Below are 21,962 nucleotides of genomic sequence, written 5' to 3'. Positions count from 1 at the left end.
TCAAAAAGCATAAATCAGCCGCCATGACGCCAGCCACTCGGTCTTCATGTCGTCGCTAAGCCGCGAAGGCCCGATACCAAACTGCAAAGTACGGTGCTTGTCGAAGTTGTAGTGCAACTGGGGCGTAATGCGGTACCGCCATTTCATGCGGTGGTCGATCTCATTGTTCACTTCCAGCCCCAATACAAGCCGGCTGGAGTAGCTGTAAAACAGGCTGTTGTTCGAAAGCACCACGTTCCTGCCACGGCTGCCCAGCTCGGTGCGCCGCACACCCAGCATATTGAACGTGCTCCACTTAGGACTCATACGGTATCCATGCAAATACAAAGCGTCTGCAGAATACGTATTCTCATGCGCCTTGCGCTTGGCAATCACCTGCCAACCATGAATCATCCGCTCGCTCGCGGGAGAATCCAGCGTCCCCTGCAACGCCAGCTTGTAAGTCGATAGCGAGGAATTCTCGAACGGCAGCTCGATCTCGAGCGCGTAACCGTCGGCAAACGCATATTCAATTTCCGGCGCCCACTGGATATCGCCATTACGTAGCGAGTGTTCCGCCAGATTGTTCACCTCCAGCTCACCCTTGGGAGAACCCAGGGGCCGCACAAGATCAAACAGCATGGGCTCGGGAATGGCAGGCTGCTCGCTGCTCAACGCTGCGTCATTGGCATGCGACAACATGGAAAACAGGCCGGCCACCGCAGCCATGGCCGGCTTGTTCATTACATCAGGTTTCATCGATCCGTCATTTCTGGAAACATTGGCGGGTATTATAAGAAAATAATGCTCCCTTAACATTTCCGCCTCGCCCCGGATCACTTTCCTCACAATGATTTACAGCCATGAAAGGGCATAAAATCATATTATTATCCTCCCAGTTTCAGTTAAAATGGGCAGGTTTAATCATTATCAGGTCGTATAACCATGCTGCAAGGCAGTCTCGTTGCCATCGTCACCCCCATGCTCGACGATGGCAGCCTGGATATCCAGGCGTTACGCTCACTCATCGATTACCATATCGAGCAGAAATCCGATGGCATCGTGGTGGTGGGCACAACAGGCGAATCCCCCACTGTCGACTTTGATGAACACGCCCTGCTGATCAAGACCACGGTCGAGCATAGTGCTGGCCGTATCCCGGTCATTGCCGGTACAGGAGCGAACTCCACCAGCGAGGCCATCGCCCTCACCCGCAAGGCGAAAGAGCTAGGCGCAGATGCATGCCTGCTGGTCACCCCCTATTACAACAAGCCGACGCAGGAAGGCCTGTATCAGCACTTCCAGGCGATTGCCGCGGCAGTGGACATCCCGCAGATTTTGTATAACGTCCCCGGCCGCACAGGCTGCGACCTGCAAAACGACACCGTGCTTCGCCTTGCCGCGATCAATAATATTGTCGGCATCAAGGACGCCACGGGCAATATCGAGCGCGGCACCGACCTGATCCTGCGCGCACCGGCAGGATTTGCGATCTACAGCGGCGATGACGCCAGCAGCCTGGCGCTGTTGTTACTCGGCGGGCACGGCGTCATCTCGGTGACGGCGAATGCGGCCCCCAGGCTGATGCACGACATGTGCGCGGCGGCCCTGGCAGGCGACACCAAGGCCGCCCGCAGCGCCAACGCCAAGCTGTTCGCATTGCATCAGAAACTGTTCGTCGAGGCCAACCCGATCCCGGTGAAATGGGTGTTGCAGCAGATGGGCCTGATCCAGGGTGGCATTCGCCTGCCGCTCGTGCCACTATCATCCCAATTCCATGACACATTGCGCAGCGCCATGAAGCAAGCTGCCATTTGATGCCACCGTTATTCAGTCAAGAGAAACCATGAATCGATTCACAATCAAACCTGTTTTACTGGCTACATTGCTTACCGTCAGCGGTTGCTCCATTCCGTTCATTGATACCAGCTCGGACTATAAGGCGGCAGGCCGCTCACGCCCCCTGGAAGTTCCGCCCGACCTCACCAATATCTCGGCCAGCGACGCTTACGCCATTCCCGGCGCCGCGACCAATTACTCCGATTACAGCCAATCGTTGAATGAAAGCGGCCAGGTAGAAAACGAGCAGGATAAAGTGTTGCCGAATGCGGACGGCGTCCGCATGGAGCGTGCGGGAGCGCAGCGTTGGCTGGTGGTGAATGCCGCGCCGGAAAAAGTCTGGCCCGTCATCCGTGAATTCTGGACCGACCTTGGGTTTGCCGTCCAGGTGGAAAACCCGCAAACCGGCGTCATGGAAACGGAATGGGTCGACCCCAGTTCGCTGGATACTGGCGACAAGACCTACCTGGAGAAATTCCAGGGCTGGCTGGACAAGCTGAACAGCCTGCAAAACCGCCAGAAATTCCGCACCCGCATCGACCATGGCGCAGAGCAAGGCACGACTGAAATCTACATGAGCCATCGCGCCGTCAGCAACGTGCCCGACGACGGCAAGGTCAAGGTGCGCACCATCGCCGGCGAGGTGGAAATGGGCTACGCTCCCACCAAGACCAAGCGCACTGGCGCCGAAGAGTCCCGCGCCATCGCGGAAGACATCGATGCGGAACTGTTACGCAGGCTCATGGTACGCCTGGGCGTCGAGGAGAAGAAATCCCGCACCATCATCGCCAATGCCTCTCCTGAATTACGCGCCAACATCAACAAGGAAGGCGACGGCACGCTCAGCCTCAGCACCAATGACGCGTTCGACCGCGCATGGCGCCGCGTAGGGCTGGCGCTGGACCGCATTGGCTTCGTCGTCGAGGATCGCGACCGCTCCAGCGGCATTTTCTATGTCCGCTACACGGACAACGATATTGACGAACTGCCGAAGGAAAAGAAAGGCTTGCTCGAGACCCTGAAATTCTGGGGCAACGACAAGACCGACAAGGACGGCAACAAAAAGCGCAAGTCCGGCGACACCCAGTACCAAGTCAGGGTGGAAAGCTCGGGGGATAGCAACTCCCTGATCACCATCACGGACAAGGACGGCCAGCGCGAACGCACCAGCACGGCAAACCGCATCATCAACCTTCTGTTCGAGCAACTCAAATAACCCATTCAGGACGGTTGTCGAATTGTTTGCATTAAAACGGCAACCGCCCTTGACCAGCACTTGCTGATATGCGATTCGCTTCACTCGGCAGCGGCAGCGCAGGCAACGGCCTGATCATCGAGCAAGGCGCCACCCGCCTATTGCTGGATTGCGGCTTCGGCTTGCGCGATGCGATCCGACGCATCGCCAAGCTGGGCCTGCAACCCGATGAGATTGACGGCATTCTCGTCACCCATGAGCACGACGACCACACCAGCGGCGTGTTCAAGCTCGCCAACCGCTATCGCATCCCGGTGTGGCTCACCCACGGCACATACGTCACGAGCCAGAGACTTATGCCAAAGGAACGCGGGTTCGACCTGCATATCATAGACAGCCACCAGTCGTTCGGCATCGGCGATTTGCAGGTCCAGCCCTACCCGGTGCCGCACGATGCACGCGAGCCAGTGCAATACACTTTTGAAGACGGCAAACACAAGCTCGGCGTGCTCACCGATGCAGGCATATCGACCCCGCATATCGAAGTCACGCTCAACGCCTGCGACGCATTGGTGCTCGAATGCAATCATGACCTGGACATGCTGCATAATGGCCCTTACGTGCGCTCCCTGAAACAACGCGTGGGAGGACGCCTGGGGCACCTGGACAACGAAAGCGCAGCGAACCTGCTGGGCAAACTGGATAACAGCAAGCTGCAGCACATCGTGGCTGCACACCTGAGTGAAAAAAATAACCAGCCAGCCTTGGTCAATAATGCATTAAGCCGCACTCTCAACTGTGAAGAACACTGGATCGGGATTGCCAGCCAGCAAGAAGGGTTCGACTGGCGTCAAATCAAATGAAGCAAGTATCTTAGAAGAACTTAAGGAAAGCTGAGCAGTAAAAAAACAAAAAGCCGGCATTGCCGGCTTTTCGATCCAGATAATTGAAGCTGGCATGAAGCCAGCATGTCAATTACTTAGCTTCTTCAGCAGGTGCTTCTTCTGCAGGAGCTTCAGCTGGAGCTTCTTCAACAGCAGGAGCAGCTTCTTCTGCAGGAGCTTCGGCTGGCGCCTCTTCAACAGCAGGAGCAGCTTCTTCAACAGCAGGAGCTTCGGCAGGTGCTTCTTCCTTTTGACCACAAGCAGTCAAAGCAAGTGCGAGCAGAGCGGCAAGCAGAGCGGAACGTGTCATTTTTTATCCCTTAAAGATGTGTGTAGACAATAAATTTTAAAACCAGTTACGGTAAGCCTTTAAACCAACCGAGTGCCAAAAATTCTACCATTTCCGATAAAAAATACCACTGTTTTTTGGCTACCAGCCTTATTTAGCACAATATTCTGCCACTTTTCGAATAAAAAAACAGGCGGCAAATCCCTCAATCAACCTTGATTTGCAAGCGGCTGTTTTTTCCTTCTGCAAACTGGCTTTGCGAGAGAATGGCGCGGCTGACCTCATCCCGCCCCTGCATGACGCCGCCGATATCCAGCCACTGTCCCCGCGAGGCGCGGACAGTGGTCGACAACTGTTCGAAATCAATGAAACCCATCGCATTGAGGCGCGCGATACGCGGCGTGATTTCCACCTCGACCTCATTGCCGATATAACGGGGCCTGACAGCAAAACCAGTCGTGATGTCATGGAATTCTGTTGTCTGCTGTACATTGGCATATTGCGCGGTCAGCAATACCCACTGCTGAGTAAAGGGCACGGATTGCCCGACCCGGATGAAAGCGCGCTCGCCATCCAGCACCGTCAGGAACTGCTCCCCGCTGCGACGGCTTGCGGTCTGGCTGTCATCCATGTTGAAGCGCAAGCCATCGCGCCCGGAAGCATCATCATTGATGCCGATCTCGACATCCCCGTGCCGCAGGCTTCCGTCAACACCCATTGAGCGATTATCCTGGGCGGCATAATCGTCATGGCGGATCGTGATCCGCACATTGCGTTGCACGGTATCCAACCTTTCGACCAAGGCCTCGACCGCATCCATTTTGTCGGCTGTGGCGCGCACGACCAAGTGATGGTCTATCGCGGTGACCGAACCTTCGGGGCCGACTAGCTGTTGTACCGCAGGCAGGATATCCTGCGGAAAACGATGCTGCAGCGTAATCATCTTAAAATCCAACCCTGCCGCCTGGACAGGAAAGCAAACCAGACACATGGTCATCAACAAGGCACGCATGATTTCATCCCTGGCCAATGCATACTCCTAATTTACGGCTGGCAGTGACGCCACTTCCGGTAGAGAGATATCACTCCACCTTGCATATTGCTTTTGCGTAAGCTACGCGATCACTCCATGAAATGCAAATAACCCGCCAGATACCAGCCATATAGCTGCTGCATCAATGCAGCATCCTGCAGGATAGCGGAATCAAAGCAAGCAGCCTCAAGCCGGCGACCATCCGCCAATGCCGTCAGAACCGGCTGATGCTGCACCGCTGCCGCCAGCTGCTCGCCATTCATGAAGAACTGGTTTCCATGGAACAACATCTGACTCTTGCCAGACAATGCAATGCCGTGCTTTGGGAGTTGTTGCACAAACTGCTTCAATCCCAGCGCCTCATTTTCATCAAACACGATATGCGGCTTGGGCTCTGAAAGGTAACGTCCGAGAAAATCGGACACATCATTGGGCTGCCAGCGGATCTGCTCCAGCATCGCGCTGACCTTGTCCAGCATCCGCGTGCCAATCTCCGCCGGATGCGACTGCAGCTGCAATTCCGGGTCTGCATACATCCCAGGCACGTGCAATTTGTCCTGCAGGTAATTGAGGAATTCGCTGGCGAGCTCCTGCGCCGAAGGCGCCCGGAAGCCGATGGAGTACGTCATGGCATTGCCCGCTGCAATGCCCCAGTGCGCGACGTGGGGCGGCAAATACAGCATATCCCCTGGCTCTAACACCCATTCCTGCTCGGTATTGAAATTTTGCAGGATACGCAGCGGCGCGCCCTGCACCAAGGTCAAGTCCTGCTGCTCACTGATCCGCCACAAACGCCCGCCTTCTCCCTGCAACAGGAACACGTCGTACGAATCGAAGTGCGGCCCCACGCCCCCCTGGTCGGGCGCAAAGCTCACCATGAGGTCGTCCAGCCTGGCGTAAGGCACGAAAGCGAACTGCTGCAACAATTCCGCCGCTTCTGGCAAATGATGGTTGACGCCTTGCACCAGCAGGGTCCAGTCGCGCTCGGGCAGCTTGGCAAAGCGGTTTTCGTCGAACGGTCCACTCTCCACGCTCCAGCGCCCGCGCTTGAATGAAATCAGGCGAGACTGCACATCCTCCTCGCAAGCCAATCCTGCCAACTCATCCGGGCTCAGCAATCCATGGAAGCCAGGAATGGCCTGGCGGATCAACAGAGGTTTTTTCTGCCAGTATTCGGCGAGGAATTGTTCTGCGCTCAAACCGCCAAGCAAGGTCAGCGGGATCTCTTGTGAAATTTGTTCTTTTTTCATGTTCGCATGATAGCGTATTGCTTACGCTGCCAAGAAATTAGGTTAGAATCTTTCCCGTCATCCCCAACTGCAAAGCAAGCCATGCTGCAGCCCAATACGCCAGCCCCTGACTTTTCCCTGCTAGATGCAGATATCGAGACTATCAGCCTTTCCGCATTGCGCGGACACAATGTGGTGCTCTATTTCTATCCCAAGGACAACACCCCCAGTTGCACATTGCAAGCCATTGAATTCAGCGACCTGGAGGACGAATTCAAGCGCCATGACACTTTCGTGATCGGCATCAGCCGGGATGATTGCATGAGCCACGCCAACTTCCGCGACAAGCATGGCCTGGCAGTACAACTGCTGTCCGATGAGGATGGCGAGGTATGCAGCCAATATGGCGTATGGCAGGAAAAGGAGAAGGACGGCATCAAAAAAATGGGCATCGTCCGCTCCACATTTGTCATCGACCGGACTGGAGTGGTACGCTTGGCACAATATGGGGTGGTGGCCAAAGGCCATGCCGCAGAAATACTCAACTTTATCAAATCACTTTAAAAGAAGGATCTTTCATGCAGATCGCCATGAACACTGTTGTCACCATCACTTATGAACTACGCGATAGCGATGGGAATATTCTGGAGGCCAGCAAGGATCCCGTCAGCTACCTGCACGGCGGATATGACAATATTTTCCCGCGAGTAGAAGAAGAACTGCATGGCAAATCCGTTGGCGACTCCATCGAACTGACCTTGGAACCGGCCGACGCATTCGGCGACTATGACGAGGAGCTGGTGCAAATAGAGCCTGTTTCCGCTTTTCCTACGGAAGAATTGAAGGTCGGCATGCAATTTGAAGGCGAAGACGAAACCGGCGATGTGGTGCTGTATACCGTGACCAATATCGAAGACGGCAAGGTCATCGTCGACGGCAACCATCCCTGGGCTGGCGAACGCGTGTTGTTCAAGGCGTCCGTCACCGCCGTGCGCGAAGCGGGCAAGGAAGAAGTAGAGCACGGCCACGTGCATGGCGCAGGTGGGCACCATCACTAGGCTTAGTTGGCGTCAATGAGCTGAACCTGGGCTGTACGCCCAATAGAAAAGGCAGCCATCAGGCTGCCTTTTTCATATCCAGTGCGGCTTAAAGAAAAGCCGCTTGACTTGCATCATGCGCAAGACACGCTGCGTACCGCCTTCTTGGCACGCGCCTGCTTGCGTCTGGCCAAACGCGCATTGATACGCGACTGCCTCATGGACAATGACCAGCTGTAACTAGTCCAGCCAATCGACAGGGCAAGGGAAGCTCCACCGGCAACCATCGCACCCTGCTTTTCACCGGCAAACCAGCCGATCATGGCAACAAATGATGCAAACACCACCGGAATCACTATCTTGATGAAATACTCGACAACCATATTTTCCTTTTGGGATATCTAAATTGACAAAACCGCAGTCCCGGTAAGGACTACGGTTCACATTGTGGCAGGGAGTTGTTTCAAAACTATGTCGAATTATTGCTGATATTTATATTAATTTTTTCAATTTGTACAAAACATCCAGCGCCTGCCTTGGCGTCAAGCCATCGGGATCAATGCTTTCAAGCTCGGAAACCGCCGGGTGCATGGCGGGTTCCGGCGCACTATCCACCGCGACAAACATATCTCCTTGCCCGGAAGAGGATTGCTGCATCACCTGGCTTTGTTCAAGCTGCACCAGCTTCCGCTTCGCGGCATTCACCACCGAGCGCGGGATGCCCGCCAACTGCGCCACCTGCAGCCCGTAGCTCTGGCTTGCGGGCCCCTCTTCCACGTTATGCAGGAACACGATGCCGTTGCCGTGCTCGACCGCATCCAAGTGCACATTGGCCGCATGCTTGAATTCTTCGCTAATCCTGGTCAGCTCGAAATAGTGCGTGGCGAACAAGGTATAGCTGCGGTTCTTCTCCAGCAATTGCCTGGCCACCGCCCATGCCAGGGACAAGCCGTCAAAGGTCGAGGTGCCGCGCCCGATTTCATCCAGCAATACCAGGCTCTGTTCCGTCGCATTGTGCAGGATATTGGCGGTCTCGGTCATTTCCACCATGAAGGTGGAGCGTCCTCCCGCCAAATCGTCCGAAGCGCCGATGCGGGTAAAAATCCGGTCTATCGGGCCTATCTTCGCCGATTTCGCCGGAACGAAACAGCCACAGTGCGCGAGCAGCACGATCAGCGCGGTTTGGCGCATGTAAGTCGACTTACCGCCCATGTTGGGGCCAGTGATCAACAATAACTGGCGGTAAGGCGACAAGGAAACGCTATTGGCGATGAACGGCTGCGCCAACTGCTCCACTACCGGATGGCGGCCGTCTACGATATCCAGGCCGGCCTCATTGCTGAATTGGGGCGCGACATATTTCAACACATCCGCACGCTCGGCAAATGTTGCCAACACATCCAATTGCGCCACGGCTTCCGCGTTGCGCTGCAACGCGGTCAGCGCAGGCTGCAAGTTTTCAAGCAACGCATCGAACAGCACTTTTTCACGCGCCAGGGCGCGCTCATTGGCGGACAATACCTTGTCTTCGAACGTCTTCAGTTCGGGCGTAATATAGCGCTCGACGTTCTTCAGGGTCTGGCGGCGGCGGTATTCGGCGGGCACCTTCTCGGATTGCGCACGGCTGATCTCGATGTAAAAGCCATGTACGCTGTTGTATTCCACCTTGAGGTTGCCGATGCCGCTGCGTTCGCGCTCCTGCGCTTCGAACTTGAGCAGGAACTCGCCGCAATTGCTCTGGATGCCGCGCAACTCATCCAGCTCGGCATCAAAACCATCGGCAATCACGCCGCCTTCGCGCAATACGGCGGCAGGCTCGTCCTTGACGGCCGCCAGCAACATCGCCAACGCGACTTGCGGGACATCCAACTGTTGCTGCAAGGCTTGCAGCAACAACGAACTTTCAGGACGCAATACACGCTGCAACAACGGCAGTTGTTGCAAACTGTCGCGCAAGCCGGACAAATCGCGAGGACGCGCCGTTTTCAGGGCAACGCGCGCCGTCATGCGCTCGATATCCCCGACATTGCGCAATAATGGACGCAAGCCATCATATTGCGCCTGCAAGCCCGTCACCGCCTGCAGGCGCGCCTGGATTTCAGGCTGGTGCTGCAGGGGATGATGCAGCCAGCTGCGCAGCAAGCGCGCGCCCATGGCCGTCACGGTGGTATTCAGCAAGGAATACAATGTCGGCGACGGCTCCCCGCGCAAGGTCTGGTCGATTTCCAGGTTGCGGCGCGTCGCGGCATCCAGCTGGATGAACTGGCCTCCCTGCTCTACCGTCAGCCCCTGGATATGCGGTAGGCTGGTGCGCTGCGTATGCTTGACGTAATCCAGCAAGGCGCCAGCCGCCATGATGGCCGCCTGCATATCGGCGCAGCCGAAGCCATCCAGGTCGTAGGTGCTGAACTGCTTGGTCAGGGTCTGGACCGATGAATCCAGGTCGAACTGCCAAGGTGCCAACCTTTTCTTGGAGCATTTCACCTGCTCCAGCGCGACATGGGAAAAATCATCGGGATACAGAATTTCAGCCGGGCTGATGCGCTCCAGCTCCTGCGCCAACAGCCCCGGTGCTATCTCGCTCAGGACAAAACGGCCAGAGGCAAGGTTGATGCGGGCAATCCCCAATACGCCCTCGCCACGCGCAATGGCAAGCAGCAGATTGTCGCGCGTGTCGTCCAGCAAGGCCGCGTCGGTCAGCGTGCCCGGCGTCAGGATGCGCGTGACCTGCCGCTCCACCGGCCCCTTGCTCTTGGCAGGGTCGCCCACCTGTTCGCAAATGGCGACGGCCTCCCCCAGCTTGGCAAGTTTTGCCAGGTATTGCTCCGCCGCATGATAAGGCACGCCCGCCATGCGGATAGGCTCGCCATTGGAACTCCCGCGCTTGGTGAGCGTAATGCCGAGCAGGCGCGATGCCTTCTCCGCATCGTCATGGAATAATTCGTAGAAATCCCCCATGCGGTAGAACACCAGCATATCGGGGTATTGCGCCTTGATGCCGAGATACTGGCGCATCATCGGCGTATGCTGTTCCAAGGTATTGTCTAAGGTAGTCAACTTGATTGCCTATTCATGCATGCTCGCCAACGCCAGCACATCACTACAAACCTTGATTATAACGCCGCCGCCGTCATGCCTACCATGCAAAAAAAACGCCCCGATAACGGGGCGTCAGTACAACTACTCCAGCAAAAAAGCCGGAGGAAGGATGCGGTTAAGGATTAGAAATCGTAACGGACACCGCCGAATACCTGGCGGGAACGCCCTGCGACCATCCCATCGACACGGCTGATCAAGTACTCTTTATCGGCCAGGTTATGCCCGCTCACGAAGAATGTTGCCTTACTTCCCACAGGACGATAAGTGACGGAAGCGTTCAGCAACGTATAGGAAGGAATCAACCCCTCTTCCCCGCTCAAGCTCTGGACACGGGAGTTCTCCGCATCCACATATTGCTGGCTCACATAATCCACGCCGATACGCGCATCAATGCCGATGGGATGGGAATAGCCGAAATTCACTGTAGCGATATCCCTTGGAGCATATGGCAGACGATTGCCGCTCGTGGTCTGATCCGTATCTTTCTTGAACTTCGCCGTAAATACATTGGTATAGGAACCCATCACATAGAAGTTATGTGGAGTGTCATATACGGTTCCAAAATCGATGCGGCCAGCCAGCTCGATACCTGTATGCTGCGACTTGCCCCCATTGATGAAGCGACCTGCGCTTTCCTGGATGACGATTTCGTCGAAGTCGATATTGAACAATGTAGCCTCGAAGGTCGACCCTTTGAAGTAGGAGGACCGAATACCGATTTCAGTATTGGTGCTCTTCTCGGCCTTGGTACGGCTGATCGCAGCTTGGCCTGCCAAATCCTCGAAGTTGATATCTCGATCCGGACGTGGCGGCGCAAATCCCCGGTGAATACCTGCGAAGACAGTGGTATTCGCTATGCCATTCCATGACGTGCCAATGCCGGGCAGCCAAACGGTTTCACTGTTTCTATCCTTGAAACCCTGAGGACCCCCTTCAGAACGCACCACATTGATATTTTTCTCATAATCTTCCACTCTGAGGCCAGGAGTCAGTGTCCAGTTGCCTAGATAGAATGTATTTTGCGCGTAGTATGCAAGAGATTTGACATCAATCCGCAAATCTTCGTGATGAATACCATTCGCCATTGCATGGCCAAGATTCTGTCCTCGAGGATCATTGATGCGATATTGATCGCGTGCGCTATCCTCTCTGTGATAACGGAAGCCAATGACTGCATCACTCTCCACACCGAACAAGCTATGGCTTATATCAAGCCGCGGCTCGACTCCCCAGTACTCAAATTCCCTTGGGCGCCATCTGCCACCACATAGATCAGCATTAGCAAGATTGGCGCTAGCTACTCCACTTGGGCAATTACTCAAAGTAGAACGTCCAGTTGTATTACTTGTTGAATTAATTTGCCGGAAAGAAGCCCGATCATTATCTACATAGTAAAACTGCGTGCTTAACTTCGCGCGGTTGTTGATCTGGAAGATATGCTGCAACTGCAAAGACTTGCGCTCGTAGTGAAAAGAGTCGTTTTTTCCAGTAGGCGCCTGATATTTATCTTCCGCATATTCCACCGCCCCCAGGCCGGTTTCAGACACACTGGAATTTTCTTCATACCAGCCCACCTTGGCGATCAACGTATTACGATCGTCGAGATTCAACTGGCCTTTCAAGGTCAGCTCATTGATCTCGAAGTCATGATTCTTGCGGATACCGTCACCTTTCCGATTAACTGCATCCAACATGATGCCGCCCCAGTCGCCGCCCGTGCCGATATTGACGTGGCCGCCGCTGAAGTTATTGTTGCCGATGATGGCCATCACGCTGGCCTGGAACTCTTTCGGCACAGGCTTGGTCACGAAATTGATCATGCCGCCTACGGTCTGCGGGCCGTATAAGGTCTGGCCCGATCCTTTAACAACCTCGATACGGCTTACCCGGTCCAATGGCGTCGTGTAATGCGCCGCGGGATCAGCATAAGGCGATAAAAACAACGGCACCCCATCTTCCATCAGCAGGGTGCGGGATGTACGGCGTGGATCCAGGCCGCGCATACCAATATTGATTCCCAGACCAAATGCATTTTCGCCAACGATATGAACGCCGGGCACCGTATTCAGGGCTTCAGTCACTGAAAATGGCCGCCGCGACTCCAGTTCCTTTTCATCCACCACATTGAAAGAGCCAGGCACCGCCTCCAAGCGATCTGGCAGAATGCTGGTCACCTTGACCTTGTCTGCAACAACGTTCTCCTCATTCGCCTCAGAAGCAGCGATTTGTTGACTTGCCTGTTCTGCCGCGAACGCTGGCATGGTCAGGATCAAAGCCGCCATCCCCATCATTGGTTTTTTAATCACGTTTGAATTCCCTCTCAGTATTATTTGAACGCTGGAATAGCATTGTTTTTCCAGCACTTCTCCATAAATATCACCGGTTTTCTTTAATTGTAAAAATTTGTAACCAGTGACAGCTGAGAGTTTCCAAGGATTGGTTCAATTCAAGAAGGGGAATTAATCACAAATAATATTGGGAATAAATCCCAAATATGTTTTGAAAATATTTCAATGCAAATAAAAATTAATCACACATAAAAACGGGAGAAACTCACAAACCCGCGTCCAGCAAGCGATTTCAGGAAAAAATCACTTCCATGGAATGAATGATCTCTATCAGAATGTCGCGATAATGAGCACCACTCAAAACTCCATTCCTATGATCACATTCTGGACACGCATTTCTCAGTCTGCCCGTGATTTTGTCATCTCCCTGATTGTCATCATGAGCGTCTTCCTGCTCTCGGCAAAGCTGGACCTCTCGGAAAAATTCATTGCATGGGCGCTGGCTCATGAATCGCTGCAGCTGGACGAGTTTCCATTGGTGCTTTTCGCCGCAGCTTTTGTCGCCATCTGGTTTTCACGCCGCCGAATGCGCGAAATGATCTCTGAAGCCAACCGCAGGGCAGAAGCCGAACATGCATCGCAAGAAAGTCAGCGCATGTTCAAAACGCTGTTCGATCAAGGCTTGTGCGGCAATTTCATTGCTGACATGAAAGGCAATATCTTGCTGTGCAACCAGGCATTCAGCACCATGTCTGGCAACAGCGCCTCCACGCTCAACCTGAAGAAGGCAATTGGCAAGCATTGGGATGAGCTTTGCCAAAAGCTGCAAACGGCAGAAAAGGTCGATATTCCGGAACTCACGGTTGCGCGTCCCGATAATGCGCCATGGATCGTGACGGCCCGGCTGACACGCGCCCTGGACAATCCGCACACCTCCGAAAAAAATATCTACGGTTTTTTTGCCGATATCACGGAGCAACACTTGGCTGAGCGTGAACTGGCTGTCCTACTCAAGGAGAACCAGGCGCTTGCACGCCATGCCATGCAGGTTCAAGAGGAAGAGCGCCGCAATATTGCGCGTGAAGTCCATGACGAAATGGGACAGTACCTCACTGCAATCCGCCTGGAATTAGCCAGCCTGCCCAAGGACAAGCAACATCCGCTGGCAGAGTTTGCCGCGCGCATCAACTCGCATGTCGAGCATATCCAACAAGCGGTGCGGGGACTAATCCACCGCCTGCGGCCTACGGCATTGGACGCCCATGGGCTTGTGGAGGCGATTGAACAATTGGTCAGCGAGTGGAAAAAGCAGCATCCAGCGATCGAGTGTCAATTGGCGCTGGACAAGAGTTGCCTGAGCCTGCCGGAAAAAACCAGCATCGTAGCCTACCGCATCGTGCAGGAATCGCTCACCAACATCGCGCGCCATGCGCATGCAAGCCATATCTCGATCAAGCTCATCCGCACGCGCGGCATCCTTTCCGACACGTTGACGATAGAAGTTCATGATGACGGCGTTGGCTTCAACCCCCACCTGCCCAGAGCCGGTTTCGGCCTATCCGGCATGCGCGAGCGCGTTGAAGCGGAAGGCGGCGTGTTTAACGTACGCAGCAGGGAGAAAGGGGTCGTCATTTCGGCCACGCTACCCTTCAGTACAGCATCCAAGGCGATTCAGGAAAGTTAATTAACATGGCTCAGAAAATACTGTTGGCAGACGACCACGCAGTAGTGCGTAGCGGTTTACGCACCTTATTGGAAAACGCGGGCTACCAAGTGACCGCCGAGGCGGAAAACGGCGAGCGCGCTTGCACGCTTTGGCAGGAACACCACCCCGACCTGGGGATTCTCGATTTGGACATGCCCGGGATCGGTGGATTGGAAACCCTGCACCGCATCATTGCGCGCGATGGCAATGCCCGCCTCATCATCTTCAGCATGCACAACGACAATATCTATGCAGCGCGCGCCATGCAGGCTGGCGCCAAGGGTTATGTCGTCAAGACCGACGCGCCGGAAGTATTGCTGGAGGCCGTGAAGCAAGTGTTGCGCGGCGGACGCTACATCGGCCACGAACTGGCACAGCACCTCGCCATGGACCGCTTCACGCCTACCGAGAATCCATTGGAAAAACTCTCCCCGCGGGAGTTCGAAGTGTTCCGCCGGATTGCCGAAGGCGTTTCCTTGACCGGCATCGCGGAACAATTGCACATCGGCTACAAGACCGCCGCCAACATCCAGACACAGGTAAGGCAGAAGCTCAACGTGCAAACCACGGGGCAACTGGTGCATATGGCGATACGCTTCGGCATCACCCAGCAGCGGGATTGATTCAAGGCAAAAAAAAACCAGGTGTCAGCCTGGTTTTGATACATCCTTAGTGGTATGGAGTTGAACAACAGGCTTGATGGGGAAACGTCTTGCTGAAAAATCCAAGCTGTTAGGTAGCATCCTATGCCTAAGCGGTTGAATCAGCCATCGCATTAATTCCCCAAAAACACCAGGAATTATTCCCGACAATGACAAAATCTTGCGCTTTTCGGGAAGGTGTTTCGAAAAACCCAGGAATCATGCTTCAACCTTCAATTACGCCATGCTTGATAGCGAGTCGGACCAGCTCGATTGGGCTGGTGATGCCTAATTTCTGCTTCAGCAGCGTCTGGTAATTCGCTACGGTTTTCTGGCTGATCTTCAGGATAGTGGAAATCTCCTCTATCCCCTTGCCCGCGGCCAGCAAGCGGAATACTTCAAACTCGCGCGCGGACAATAAGCGCGTAGGATCGTCACTACCTGAAAGCGTTTGCAACGCAATCTGCTGGGCAATGCCCGGGCTCAAGTATCCCTTGCCCTGTGCCACTTCGCGCACCGCCTGGACCAGATCGTCCGCCGCGCCGGACTTGGCAACATAAGCCCTGGCGCCCGCCCCTAAAGCCTGTGATGCAAACGCCGCATTCTCATGCATGGAGAAAATAATCACACGGGCCTGGGGATAACGCGCAATGATGCGCCGCAAGGCCTCCAGCCCGCCCATACCCGGCATGGACATATCCATCACGACGACGTCGGGCACATGCTCGCCATAGAACTGGTACGCCTGCTCCCCGCTGTCCGCCTCGGCAATGACCTCCACGCCGTCATTTTGCTCAAGCAAGCGCCGCAGACCGGAGCGGACGACCTCATGGTCGTCCACCAACATGACGCGAATATTCACACTCATTGTTTATCCCCTACTGATTCTTGTAATGGCAATTCGACGTTGACGCGCGCGCCGGCAGCCAAAGCGCTTTCCAATGAGAAACGCCCTCCCAGGCCTTCCACGCGCTCCCGCATGCCCGCCAGCCCAAAACCGGATGGCAACTGGGCAGTATTGAATCCTCGCCCGTTATCCTCAACCGTAATCCTGAGCATAGCGCCCTCGATACTGATCCGTATATCCACCTGGCTGGCATGGGCATGCCGGGTCACATTGGTCAGGCACTCCTGCACGATGCGATAGACCGCGATAGCCGTCGTCTCATCCTGGACGTCGTCGAGACGCTCGGGAATGTCAAAACGCACTTCAACCTGCTGGTTACGCTGCTTCCAGGTATTCACCAGGTCTGTCACGGCAGTGCTGAGCCCGAACGCATCCAGGCCCGATGGACGCAACCTCTGCAACATGTCATGCACGATATCCATCATCTGCCGCGCCACTGCGCTGATGGCTTTGGCGCTTTCCTTGGCCCCTTCGATATTCTTGGCATTGAGGATGGCGGAAGCATCCACATGCACGGCCGTGAGGTATTGCCCGATTTCATCATGCAGGTCGCGCGCTAGGTTCTTGCGCTCGTCCTCCTGCAGGCGGATCATCTGCTGCGTGAGCTTATGATTGTTGTGAATGCTCGTTTCAAGCGTCTCGGCCATGGCATTGAACTTCCGGCTGATGCCAGCCAGCTCCGGCAGCTCAAACTCCGGCAGCCGAGCTTTGAGGTTGCCACGCTCCAGCTCATTCAACGCCGTCATCACGCTGTCGACAGGCCGCATCGCGCGTCCCACCGCCCAATACACCAACGCATTGACGGCTACAAAGAAGATCGCGACCAGCAGCAGCAGCCCCATGATATCGCCCAACACTTCCTGGATTTCATAACTAGGATCGGGGGTGACGACCAACTCGCCGATCATGCGGCCGCTGACAAAAATCTTGCGGCGGATTTCAGGCATGGCCGGGGAAATGAATCCCATGGTCCGTACCAGCCAGGAGGTTGGCTCCTGCTTGTCGCCTTCGATATTGCTGTCCCGCAGGCGCCCGTTCGCATCAAAAAACTCAATGCGCAGGTGCCGGACGTTTCCAAGGCTGTGCAACCGGAACATGGAATTGGAGTTTTGGCCATCAGTCTCGCGCAGCCAGGCGAAGTCGGAGGTGTAATGCAGTATTTCCGCATCCAGCAGGTGCATGGCCAGCGTAGCGGTGGATTGCACTTCCGCACGCACGTCATCCCGCGCGTTATGGACCATCATGATTGCAGCAAGCAACAACACCGATGCCAACAGCAGGGTAATGATCAGGTTGAGACGTAATTTTAGGTTCATCGACGAACTTGATTGAGCAGGAGGTTGCGGGTGATTGCGCAATTTAAATCAGTTCTCCGAAAACAGAAACGGGAAAAAGTCCCGACACCTATCCATTCAGCACGAAATTTGAATGAACATTTCCCCCTGCCCAAGTGACACATTCCTACAGCCACCGGCCTGCTCACTCTCTAGAATCACTCCCAGAAGTTAAGAGTTCACTCCATGTTCTTTGCAACTTCTCCATAGTGTAATGCCAGCGTGAAAACTCACGCTGGCTTTTTTCTTTTATGGATATGTAGATTTGAAATGGGCAACATCCGCTGCCCTGGACATTACTTTTTCTTGGTCTTCAACTCTTCGGTCAAATGCGGCGCCAGGACCTGCAGCATCTGGGCGAACACCTTGGGGTTGGCGGCCACGATATTGCCGCTTTCCAGGAAACCCTCGTTCCCCTCGAAATCCCCGACCAAGCCGCCTGCTTCGTGTACCAGCAAAGCGCCAGCCGCAATATCCCAGGTAGAGAGGCCGATTTCCCAGAAGCCGTCGAACCATCCGGCCGCGACATAAGCCAGGTCAAGTGCGGCAGAGCCAGGGCGGCGCAAGCCGGCGGTTTTCTTCACCATATCCTTGAACATGCCGAGGTAAGTCTCGAAATGGGTGAAGTCGCGGAACGGGAAACCCGTGCCGATCAGGGAATCCTGCAACTTGGGACGGTTGGTGACGCGGATACGCTTGTTGTTCAGGAAAGCGCCGCCGCCGCGAATGGCCGTGAACAGATCGTTCCGGCTGGGATCGTAGATGACCGCACGCGTGATCTGACCCTTTTGCCTCAAGGCGATCGAAACGGAATATTGCTGGAAACCATGCAGGAAATTGGTCGTACCGTCCAACGGATCAATGATCCAGACGTTTTCCGCATCCTCGTCCTGCTTGCCGCTTTCCTCGCCAAAAAAACCATGGTCAGGATAGGCGTTCTTCAGCACATCAATAATGGCCGCCTCGGCAGCATGGTCGATTTCACTGACGAAATCGTTGTAATCCTTGCTGCGCACCGTCAGGGCGCCCACATCCAAGGAGCCACGATTGATAATATCGCCTGCACGGCGGGCGGCCTTGACCGCATTGTTCAACAAATGCATAGATTCTTTCCGTTATCGATGTCCCGGCAGGCCGAGCTGGTTTTAAAGAACAAGTGGCAAATGTGCTTTTTCGAGCACAGGGCCTAAACTGTTAAAATGATATTTTAAGCTTTATTGCCATGACCTCCAAACCCAACCTGCTGCAACAAATCCGTATCGTGCTCTGCCAGACAAGCCACCCCGGCAACATAGGAGCCGCTGCGCGCGCCATGAAGACCATGGGGCTGTCACGGCTCGTGCTGGTCAACCCAAAATCGTTCCCCCATGCCGAGGCGACCGCCATGGCATCGGGCGCGACGGACGTCCTCGATAACGCCCAGGTATGCGCAACCTTGGCGGAGGCATTGCACGGCACGACGCTTGCCATCGGCATGAGCGCACGCAGACGCGAACTTTCACATGAGCTGGTCTCAGCACATGCTGGCGTGCAACGCGCGATTGACGCAGCCCACGGCGCCCCTGTCGCCATTGTGTTCGGTACGGAAATGAGCGGGCTCTCCAATGCGGAACTCGACCATTGCCAATTACTCGCCATGATTCCCGCCAACCCGGAATACTCCTCGCTCAACCTTGCGGCTGCCGTGCAGGTCATCAGCTATGAACTGCGCATGGCGGCCCTGGACAATCCGCAGCCAGCCAGCACCGAATCCGCCCCATTGGCCACCAGCGACGAGGTCGAGCGTTTCTACGCGCACCTGGAGCAGGTATTGGTCGAGATCGGCTTTCTGAACCCTGCACAACCCAAGCGCCTGATGCAGCGCCTGCGCCGCATGTATGGCCGCGCAGGTCTGGAAAAGGAGGAAGTCAACATCTTGCGGGGCATACTCAGCGCCACGCAAAAGCCCTATCCGCCACGAACGCCATCCCCTTGAGACATCACGCTTGCATCCAATTTCAGAGTAAAATAGTAGGATGTTCAGCAAAATCAAAGAAGACATCAGCGTCGTATTCGAGCGGGACCCTGCTGCCCGCACGCGCTGGGAAATCCTCACCACCTATCCGGGCGTACATGCCCTGCTCATACACCGGGTCTCGCACCGGCTCTGGCGGCTGCGCCTTTACTGGCTGGCCAGGTTCAGCTCGTATATCGCACGCTGGTTCACCGGCATTGAAATCCATCCCGGCGCCGTCATCGGCCGGCGCGTCTTCATCGACCACGGCATGGGGGTGGTCATCGGCGAGACTGCCGTGATCGGGGACGACTGTACCCTGTACCACGGCGTCACCCTGGGCGGCACCTCATGGAACAAAGGCAAGCGCCATCCCACGCTGCTGAACGGCGTCGTGATCGGCGCGGGCGCGAAAGTGCTCGGCCCAATCACGATCGGCGCCAAAGCCAAGATCGGCTCCAATGCCGTTGTCGTCAAGGACATTCCGGACAATGCCACCGCGGTCGGCATTCCCGCGCGCATCGTCGACCAGGAGCAGCCACGCCAGCAGGACAACATGGCGGAAAAGATCGGCTTTGCCGCCTATGCCGTCAGCGAAAACATGAACGACCCATTGAACAAGGCCATTCATGCCCTCATCGAACATATCGCCTACCAGGACAATCAACTGCAGGAGGTCAAGCAGCAGCTGGCAAAACTCGGTGCAGACATCGAAACGGATGCCGAAGTCGGGCACGCTTTCGATGTGAACTACATCAACAAAATAGTTGACTAAAGTGTTCAGGTATTCTAGAATTCCAGTCTAGAAATCCGTCGTGAAAAAGCCGCGCCAATCCAGTAATGGCGCGCCATCCGAACAATTTTAGGAACCGAACATGCGATTAACCACAAAAGGCCGTTTTGCAGTGACTGCGATGCTGGATCTGGCCCTCAACGAAGAGGAAAAGCCGGTCACTCTTGCTGGCATCAGCGAGCGCCAAGGCATTTCCCTTTCCTACCTAGAACAGCTTTTCAGCCGCCTCCGCCGCAATGGGCTGGTGAAGAGCGTGCGCGGCCCAGGCGGCGGTTACCGCTTGGCCAAAAACCACCATGACATTTCCGTATCGGACATCATCACTGCCGTGGATGAGCTGATCGACGCCACCCAGTGCGGCGGCAAGGAAAACTGCCACGAAGGCAAGCCGTGCATGACGCACGACCTTTGGTCCAGCTTGAACGCCAAGATACTGGAATACCTCTCTGGCGTTGCGCTTGCCGACTTGGTGGCTTCGCAGCGTGAAGGCAAGGAAATCCGCTTCACGGTGCGCCGCGAAACCTCGCGCTCGCAGGTACAGGTCGCGGCCTAGGCCAAGGATTGCAACATGCGCCCGGTCTATTTTGACAACAATGGCACCACAGCCCTCCACCCCTCGGTGTTGCAGGCCATGTTGCCATATTTGTCTGAACAGCAAGGCAATGCCACCAGCCGCCACATTTATGGCCGCTCGGCCCGCAATGCCATCGACCAGGCACGCGAGCGGGTGGCGGATGCAGTTGGCGCGCATCCTTCGCAAGTGATCTTCACCAGCGGCGGCACCGAGGCCGACAACCTCGCCATCACAGGCGTAGCCAATGCGCTGGGTCAAGGCAGGATCGCCGTCAGCAGCCTGGAGCACCCTGCGGTTTCCCGGCCGGCCGAAGCGCTCAGGTGGCAAGGCTGGGAGCTTGACCGGATTGCCAGCAACCAGCATGGGCAGGTTGAAAAAACCTCGCTGGAATCCATATTGCAAAATAAGCCCGACATGGTATCGGTCATGCTGGCGAATAACGAAACCGGCGTGGTACAGGATGTCGCCGGCCTGGGCGAGCTTGCCCGTGAGCACAAGGCTTACATGCATACCGATGCAGTGCAGGCGTTGGGCAAGATGGACGTGGACTTCGCCAGCCTCAATGTGCATGCCATGAGCCTGTCGTCCCACAAGATCAATGGCCCGCAAGGCGCCGGCGCATTGATCCTGGACAAGCGGATCGATATCCAGCCGCTACTCTATGGCGGCGGGCAGGAAAGAGGCATGAGGAGCGGCAGCGAGAATATCGCCGCGATCGTGGGTTTTGGCGCCGCTTGCGAGTTGGCATCCGCTGAAGCGCGGCAACGCCGCAGCGAATTAGCCTTCCTGCGCGAGCATTTGGAGCAAGGCATCCGCAAACTGGATGCGGTTATTTTCGGCGCAGGAGCCGAGCGTTTACCCAATACCAGCTTTTTTGCCTTTAGCGGCATCGAAGGCGAAACCCTGGTCATGGCCTTGGACAAGCAAGGATTTGCCGTTGCCAGCGGCTCGGCCTGCTCCAGCGACAATACCGAGCCCAGCCATGTTTTGCTGGCCATGGGCATCCAGCCGGATGTCGCCCGCGGTGCGATCAGGGTCAGCCTGGGCACGAATAACGACATAGATGAGGTCAACGCCTTCCTGCAAGCGCTGGAACGCGAACTCGCAAGATTGAGAAAGTTAACTGCTATCGCAGTTTAGGAA

The 21,962-nt window shown here is 55.5% G+C and carries 21 protein-coding genes; 11 read left to right on the top strand and 10 right to left on the bottom strand.

What is annotated here, in order from left to right; genetic code table 11:
- Nucleotides 1-738 carry a hypothetical protein gene (locus ACKF11_RS02820; RefSeq protein ID WP_407995875.1) on the bottom strand — a complete coding sequence of 246 codons (738 nt, stop codon included), beginning with the start codon at nucleotides 736-738 and terminating at the stop codon, nucleotides 1-3.
- 186 nt (nucleotides 739-924) lie between these two features.
- Between ACKF11_RS02820 and dapA the strand changes: the two genes are divergently transcribed.
- The 3 genes from dapA (at nucleotide 925) to ACKF11_RS02805 (ending at nucleotide 3,876) form a co-directional block, all read left to right on the top strand.
- A complete protein-coding gene (gene dapA, locus ACKF11_RS02815; RefSeq protein WP_407994297.1) occupies nucleotides 925-1,797 on the top strand; it encodes a 4-hydroxy-tetrahydrodipicolinate synthase in 873 nt (290 codons plus the stop codon).
- Between the two features lie 28 nt (nucleotides 1,798-1,825).
- Nucleotides 1,826-3,034 carry an NlpB/DapX family lipoprotein gene (bamC, locus tag ACKF11_RS02810; protein ID WP_407994298.1) on the top strand — a complete coding sequence of 403 codons (1,209 nt, stop codon included), beginning with the start codon at nucleotides 1,826-1,828 and terminating at the stop codon, nucleotides 3,032-3,034.
- Between the two features lie 68 nt (nucleotides 3,035-3,102).
- Nucleotides 3,103-3,876: an MBL fold metallo-hydrolase gene (locus ACKF11_RS02805; protein ID WP_407995874.1), complete on the top strand. Its 774-nt coding sequence runs from the start codon at nucleotides 3,103-3,105 to the stop codon at nucleotides 3,874-3,876.
- Between the two features lie 112 nt (nucleotides 3,877-3,988).
- Here the strand turns inward: ACKF11_RS02805 and ACKF11_RS02800 are convergent, their stop codons facing one another.
- The 3 genes from ACKF11_RS02800 to ACKF11_RS02790 form a co-directional block, all read right to left on the bottom strand.
- Nucleotides 3,989-4,207, bottom strand: a complete 219-nt coding sequence (locus tag ACKF11_RS02800) for a hypothetical protein (protein WP_407994300.1) — start codon at nucleotides 4,205-4,207, stop codon at nucleotides 3,989-3,991.
- Nucleotides 4,208-4,391: 184 nt separating this feature from the next.
- On the bottom strand, nucleotides 4,392-5,198 hold the full coding sequence (locus ACKF11_RS02795) for a secretin GspD/PilQ domain-containing protein (protein ID WP_407994301.1): 807 nt from the start codon (nucleotides 5,196-5,198) through the stop codon (nucleotides 4,392-4,394).
- Nucleotides 5,199-5,308: 110 nt separating this feature from the next.
- A complete protein-coding gene (locus tag ACKF11_RS02790; RefSeq protein WP_407995873.1) occupies nucleotides 5,309-6,469 on the bottom strand; it encodes a JmjC domain-containing protein in 1,161 nt (386 codons plus the stop codon).
- 81 nt (nucleotides 6,470-6,550) lie between these two features.
- Between ACKF11_RS02790 and ACKF11_RS02785 the strand changes: the two genes are divergently transcribed.
- On the top strand, nucleotides 6,551-7,012 hold the full coding sequence (locus ACKF11_RS02785; RefSeq protein WP_309564767.1) for a peroxiredoxin: 462 nt from the start codon (nucleotides 6,551-6,553) through the stop codon (nucleotides 7,010-7,012).
- Between the two features lie 14 nt (nucleotides 7,013-7,026).
- Nucleotides 7,027-7,506 carry an FKBP-type peptidyl-prolyl cis-trans isomerase gene (locus ACKF11_RS02780; protein ID WP_309564766.1) on the top strand — a complete coding sequence of 160 codons (480 nt, stop codon included), beginning with the start codon at nucleotides 7,027-7,029 and terminating at the stop codon, nucleotides 7,504-7,506.
- A 113-nt stretch (nucleotides 7,507-7,619) separates the two neighbouring features.
- Here ACKF11_RS02780 and ACKF11_RS02775 read toward each other — a convergent pair whose 3' ends face one another.
- The 3 genes from ACKF11_RS02775 to ACKF11_RS02765 form a co-directional block, all read right to left on the bottom strand.
- Nucleotides 7,620-7,868 (bottom strand): hypothetical protein, encoded by a 249-nt coding sequence (locus ACKF11_RS02775; RefSeq protein WP_309564765.1) that lies wholly within the window; start codon nucleotides 7,866-7,868, stop codon nucleotides 7,620-7,622.
- Between the two features lie 109 nt (nucleotides 7,869-7,977).
- Nucleotides 7,978-10,503, bottom strand: coding sequence for a DNA mismatch repair protein MutS (gene mutS, locus ACKF11_RS02770; protein ID WP_407996032.1), 2,526 nt, complete (start codon nucleotides 10,501-10,503; stop codon nucleotides 7,978-7,980).
- A gap of 203 nt (nucleotides 10,504-10,706) precedes the next feature.
- Entirely contained in the window at nucleotides 10,707-12,890 is a 2,184-nt protein-coding gene (locus ACKF11_RS02765) for a TonB-dependent receptor family protein (protein WP_407995872.1), read from the bottom strand.
- Between the two features lie 328 nt (nucleotides 12,891-13,218).
- Here ACKF11_RS02765 and ACKF11_RS02760 point away from each other — a divergent pair, with 328 nt between their 5' ends.
- Nucleotides 13,219-14,556, top strand: a complete 1,338-nt coding sequence (locus ACKF11_RS02760) for a histidine kinase (RefSeq protein WP_309564763.1) — start codon at nucleotides 13,219-13,221, stop codon at nucleotides 14,554-14,556.
- A 5-nt stretch (nucleotides 14,557-14,561) separates the two neighbouring features.
- Nucleotides 14,562-15,200, top strand: coding sequence for a response regulator (locus ACKF11_RS02755; RefSeq protein ID WP_309564762.1), 639 nt, complete (start codon nucleotides 14,562-14,564; stop codon nucleotides 15,198-15,200).
- A 244-nt stretch (nucleotides 15,201-15,444) separates the two neighbouring features.
- Here ACKF11_RS02755 and ACKF11_RS02750 read toward each other — a convergent pair whose 3' ends face one another.
- The 3 genes from ACKF11_RS02750 to ACKF11_RS02740 all read right to left on the bottom strand — a co-directional run bounded on the left by ACKF11_RS02750 (nucleotide 15,445) and on the right by ACKF11_RS02740 (nucleotide 18,562).
- Nucleotides 15,445-16,086 (bottom strand): response regulator, encoded by a 642-nt coding sequence (locus ACKF11_RS02750; RefSeq protein WP_309564761.1) that lies wholly within the window; start codon nucleotides 16,084-16,086, stop codon nucleotides 15,445-15,447.
- On the bottom strand, nucleotides 16,083-17,441 hold the full coding sequence (locus ACKF11_RS02745; RefSeq protein WP_309564760.1) for an ATP-binding protein: 1,359 nt from the start codon (nucleotides 17,439-17,441) through the stop codon (nucleotides 16,083-16,085). The genes ACKF11_RS02750 and ACKF11_RS02745 overlap by 4 nt, the downstream gene beginning before the upstream one ends.
- A 314-nt stretch (nucleotides 17,442-17,755) precedes the next feature.
- The gene (locus tag ACKF11_RS02740; RefSeq protein WP_309564759.1) at nucleotides 17,756-18,562 is read right to left on the bottom strand and encodes an inositol monophosphatase family protein; all 807 of its coding nucleotides are present in this window, start codon (nucleotides 18,560-18,562) and stop codon (nucleotides 17,756-17,758) included.
- Between the two features lie 119 nt (nucleotides 18,563-18,681).
- On the opposite strand from ACKF11_RS02740, the gene ACKF11_RS02735 reads away from it, so the two are divergent.
- The 4 genes from ACKF11_RS02735 to ACKF11_RS02720 all read left to right on the top strand — a co-directional run bounded on the left by ACKF11_RS02735 (nucleotide 18,682) and on the right by ACKF11_RS02720 (nucleotide 21,959).
- Nucleotides 18,682-19,434, top strand: a complete 753-nt coding sequence (locus ACKF11_RS02735) for an RNA methyltransferase (RefSeq protein WP_407995871.1) — start codon at nucleotides 18,682-18,684, stop codon at nucleotides 19,432-19,434.
- A 40-nt stretch (nucleotides 19,435-19,474) separates the two neighbouring features.
- Nucleotides 19,475-20,227 carry a serine O-acetyltransferase gene (cysE, locus tag ACKF11_RS02730; RefSeq protein ID WP_309564757.1) on the top strand — a complete coding sequence of 251 codons (753 nt, stop codon included), beginning with the start codon at nucleotides 19,475-19,477 and terminating at the stop codon, nucleotides 20,225-20,227.
- 100 nt (nucleotides 20,228-20,327) lie between these two features.
- Complete coding sequence (gene iscR / locus ACKF11_RS02725) at nucleotides 20,328-20,798, top strand: Fe-S cluster assembly transcriptional regulator IscR (RefSeq protein WP_309564756.1); 471 nt, start codon at nucleotides 20,328-20,330, stop codon at nucleotides 20,796-20,798.
- A 15-nt stretch (nucleotides 20,799-20,813) separates the two neighbouring features.
- A complete protein-coding gene (locus ACKF11_RS02720; RefSeq protein ID WP_407995870.1) occupies nucleotides 20,814-21,959 on the top strand; it encodes a cysteine desulfurase family protein in 1,146 nt (381 codons plus the stop codon).
- The last annotated feature ends 3 nt before the right edge of the window (nucleotides 21,960-21,962 follow it).

Source organism: Methylobacillus draconifructus (assembly GCF_045984385.1).
GTDB classification, from domain to species: domain Bacteria; phylum Pseudomonadota; class Gammaproteobacteria; order Burkholderiales; family Methylophilaceae; genus Methylobacillus; species Methylobacillus flagellatus_A.
This window is presented reverse-complemented; position numbering and strand designations above follow the sequence as displayed.

Coding starts and splice junctions, on each gene's coding strand:
- ACKF11_RS02750 (WP_309564761.1), bottom strand. CDS start 16,086: ATGAGTGTGAATATTCGCGTCATGTTGGTGGACGACCATGAGGTCGTC.
- ACKF11_RS02805 (WP_407995874.1), top strand. CDS start 3,103: ATGCGATTCGCTTCACTCGGCAGCGGCAGCGCAGGCAACGGCCTGATC.
- ACKF11_RS02800 (WP_407994300.1), bottom strand. CDS start 4,207: ATGACACGTTCCGCTCTGCTTGCCGCTCTGCTCGCACTTGCTTTGACT.
- ACKF11_RS02735 (WP_407995871.1), top strand. CDS start 18,682: ATGACCTCCAAACCCAACCTGCTGCAACAAATCCGTATCGTGCTCTGC.
- ACKF11_RS02740 (WP_309564759.1), bottom strand. CDS start 18,562: ATGCATTTGTTGAACAATGCGGTCAAGGCCGCCCGCCGTGCAGGCGAT.
- bamC (WP_407994298.1), top strand. CDS start 1,826: ATGAATCGATTCACAATCAAACCTGTTTTACTGGCTACATTGCTTACC.
- ACKF11_RS02745 (WP_309564760.1), bottom strand. CDS start 17,441: ATGAACCTAAAATTACGTCTCAACCTGATCATTACCCTGCTGTTGGCA.
- dapA (WP_407994297.1), top strand. CDS start 925: ATGCTGCAAGGCAGTCTCGTTGCCATCGTCACCCCCATGCTCGACGAT.
- ACKF11_RS02760 (WP_309564763.1), top strand. CDS start 13,219: ATGAGCACCACTCAAAACTCCATTCCTATGATCACATTCTGGACACGC.
- ACKF11_RS02790 (WP_407995873.1), bottom strand. CDS start 6,469: ATGAAAAAAGAACAAATTTCACAAGAGATCCCGCTGACCTTGCTTGGC.
- cysE (WP_309564757.1), top strand. CDS start 19,475: ATGTTCAGCAAAATCAAAGAAGACATCAGCGTCGTATTCGAGCGGGAC.
- ACKF11_RS02785 (WP_309564767.1), top strand. CDS start 6,551: ATGCTGCAGCCCAATACGCCAGCCCCTGACTTTTCCCTGCTAGATGCA.
- ACKF11_RS02795 (WP_407994301.1), bottom strand. CDS start 5,198: ATGCGTGCCTTGTTGATGACCATGTGTCTGGTTTGCTTTCCTGTCCAG.
- ACKF11_RS02780 (WP_309564766.1), top strand. CDS start 7,027: ATGCAGATCGCCATGAACACTGTTGTCACCATCACTTATGAACTACGC.
- iscR (WP_309564756.1), top strand. CDS start 20,328: ATGCGATTAACCACAAAAGGCCGTTTTGCAGTGACTGCGATGCTGGAT.
- ACKF11_RS02755 (WP_309564762.1), top strand. CDS start 14,562: ATGGCTCAGAAAATACTGTTGGCAGACGACCACGCAGTAGTGCGTAGC.
- mutS (WP_407996032.1), bottom strand. CDS start 10,503: ATGATGCGCCAGTATCTCGGCATCAAGGCGCAATACCCCGATATGCTG.
- ACKF11_RS02720 (WP_407995870.1), top strand. CDS start 20,814: ATGCGCCCGGTCTATTTTGACAACAATGGCACCACAGCCCTCCACCCC.
- ACKF11_RS02775 (WP_309564765.1), bottom strand. CDS start 7,868: ATGGTTGTCGAGTATTTCATCAAGATAGTGATTCCGGTGGTGTTTGCA.
- ACKF11_RS02820 (WP_407995875.1), bottom strand. CDS start 738: ATGAAACCTGATGTAATGAACAAGCCGGCCATGGCTGCGGTGGCCGGC.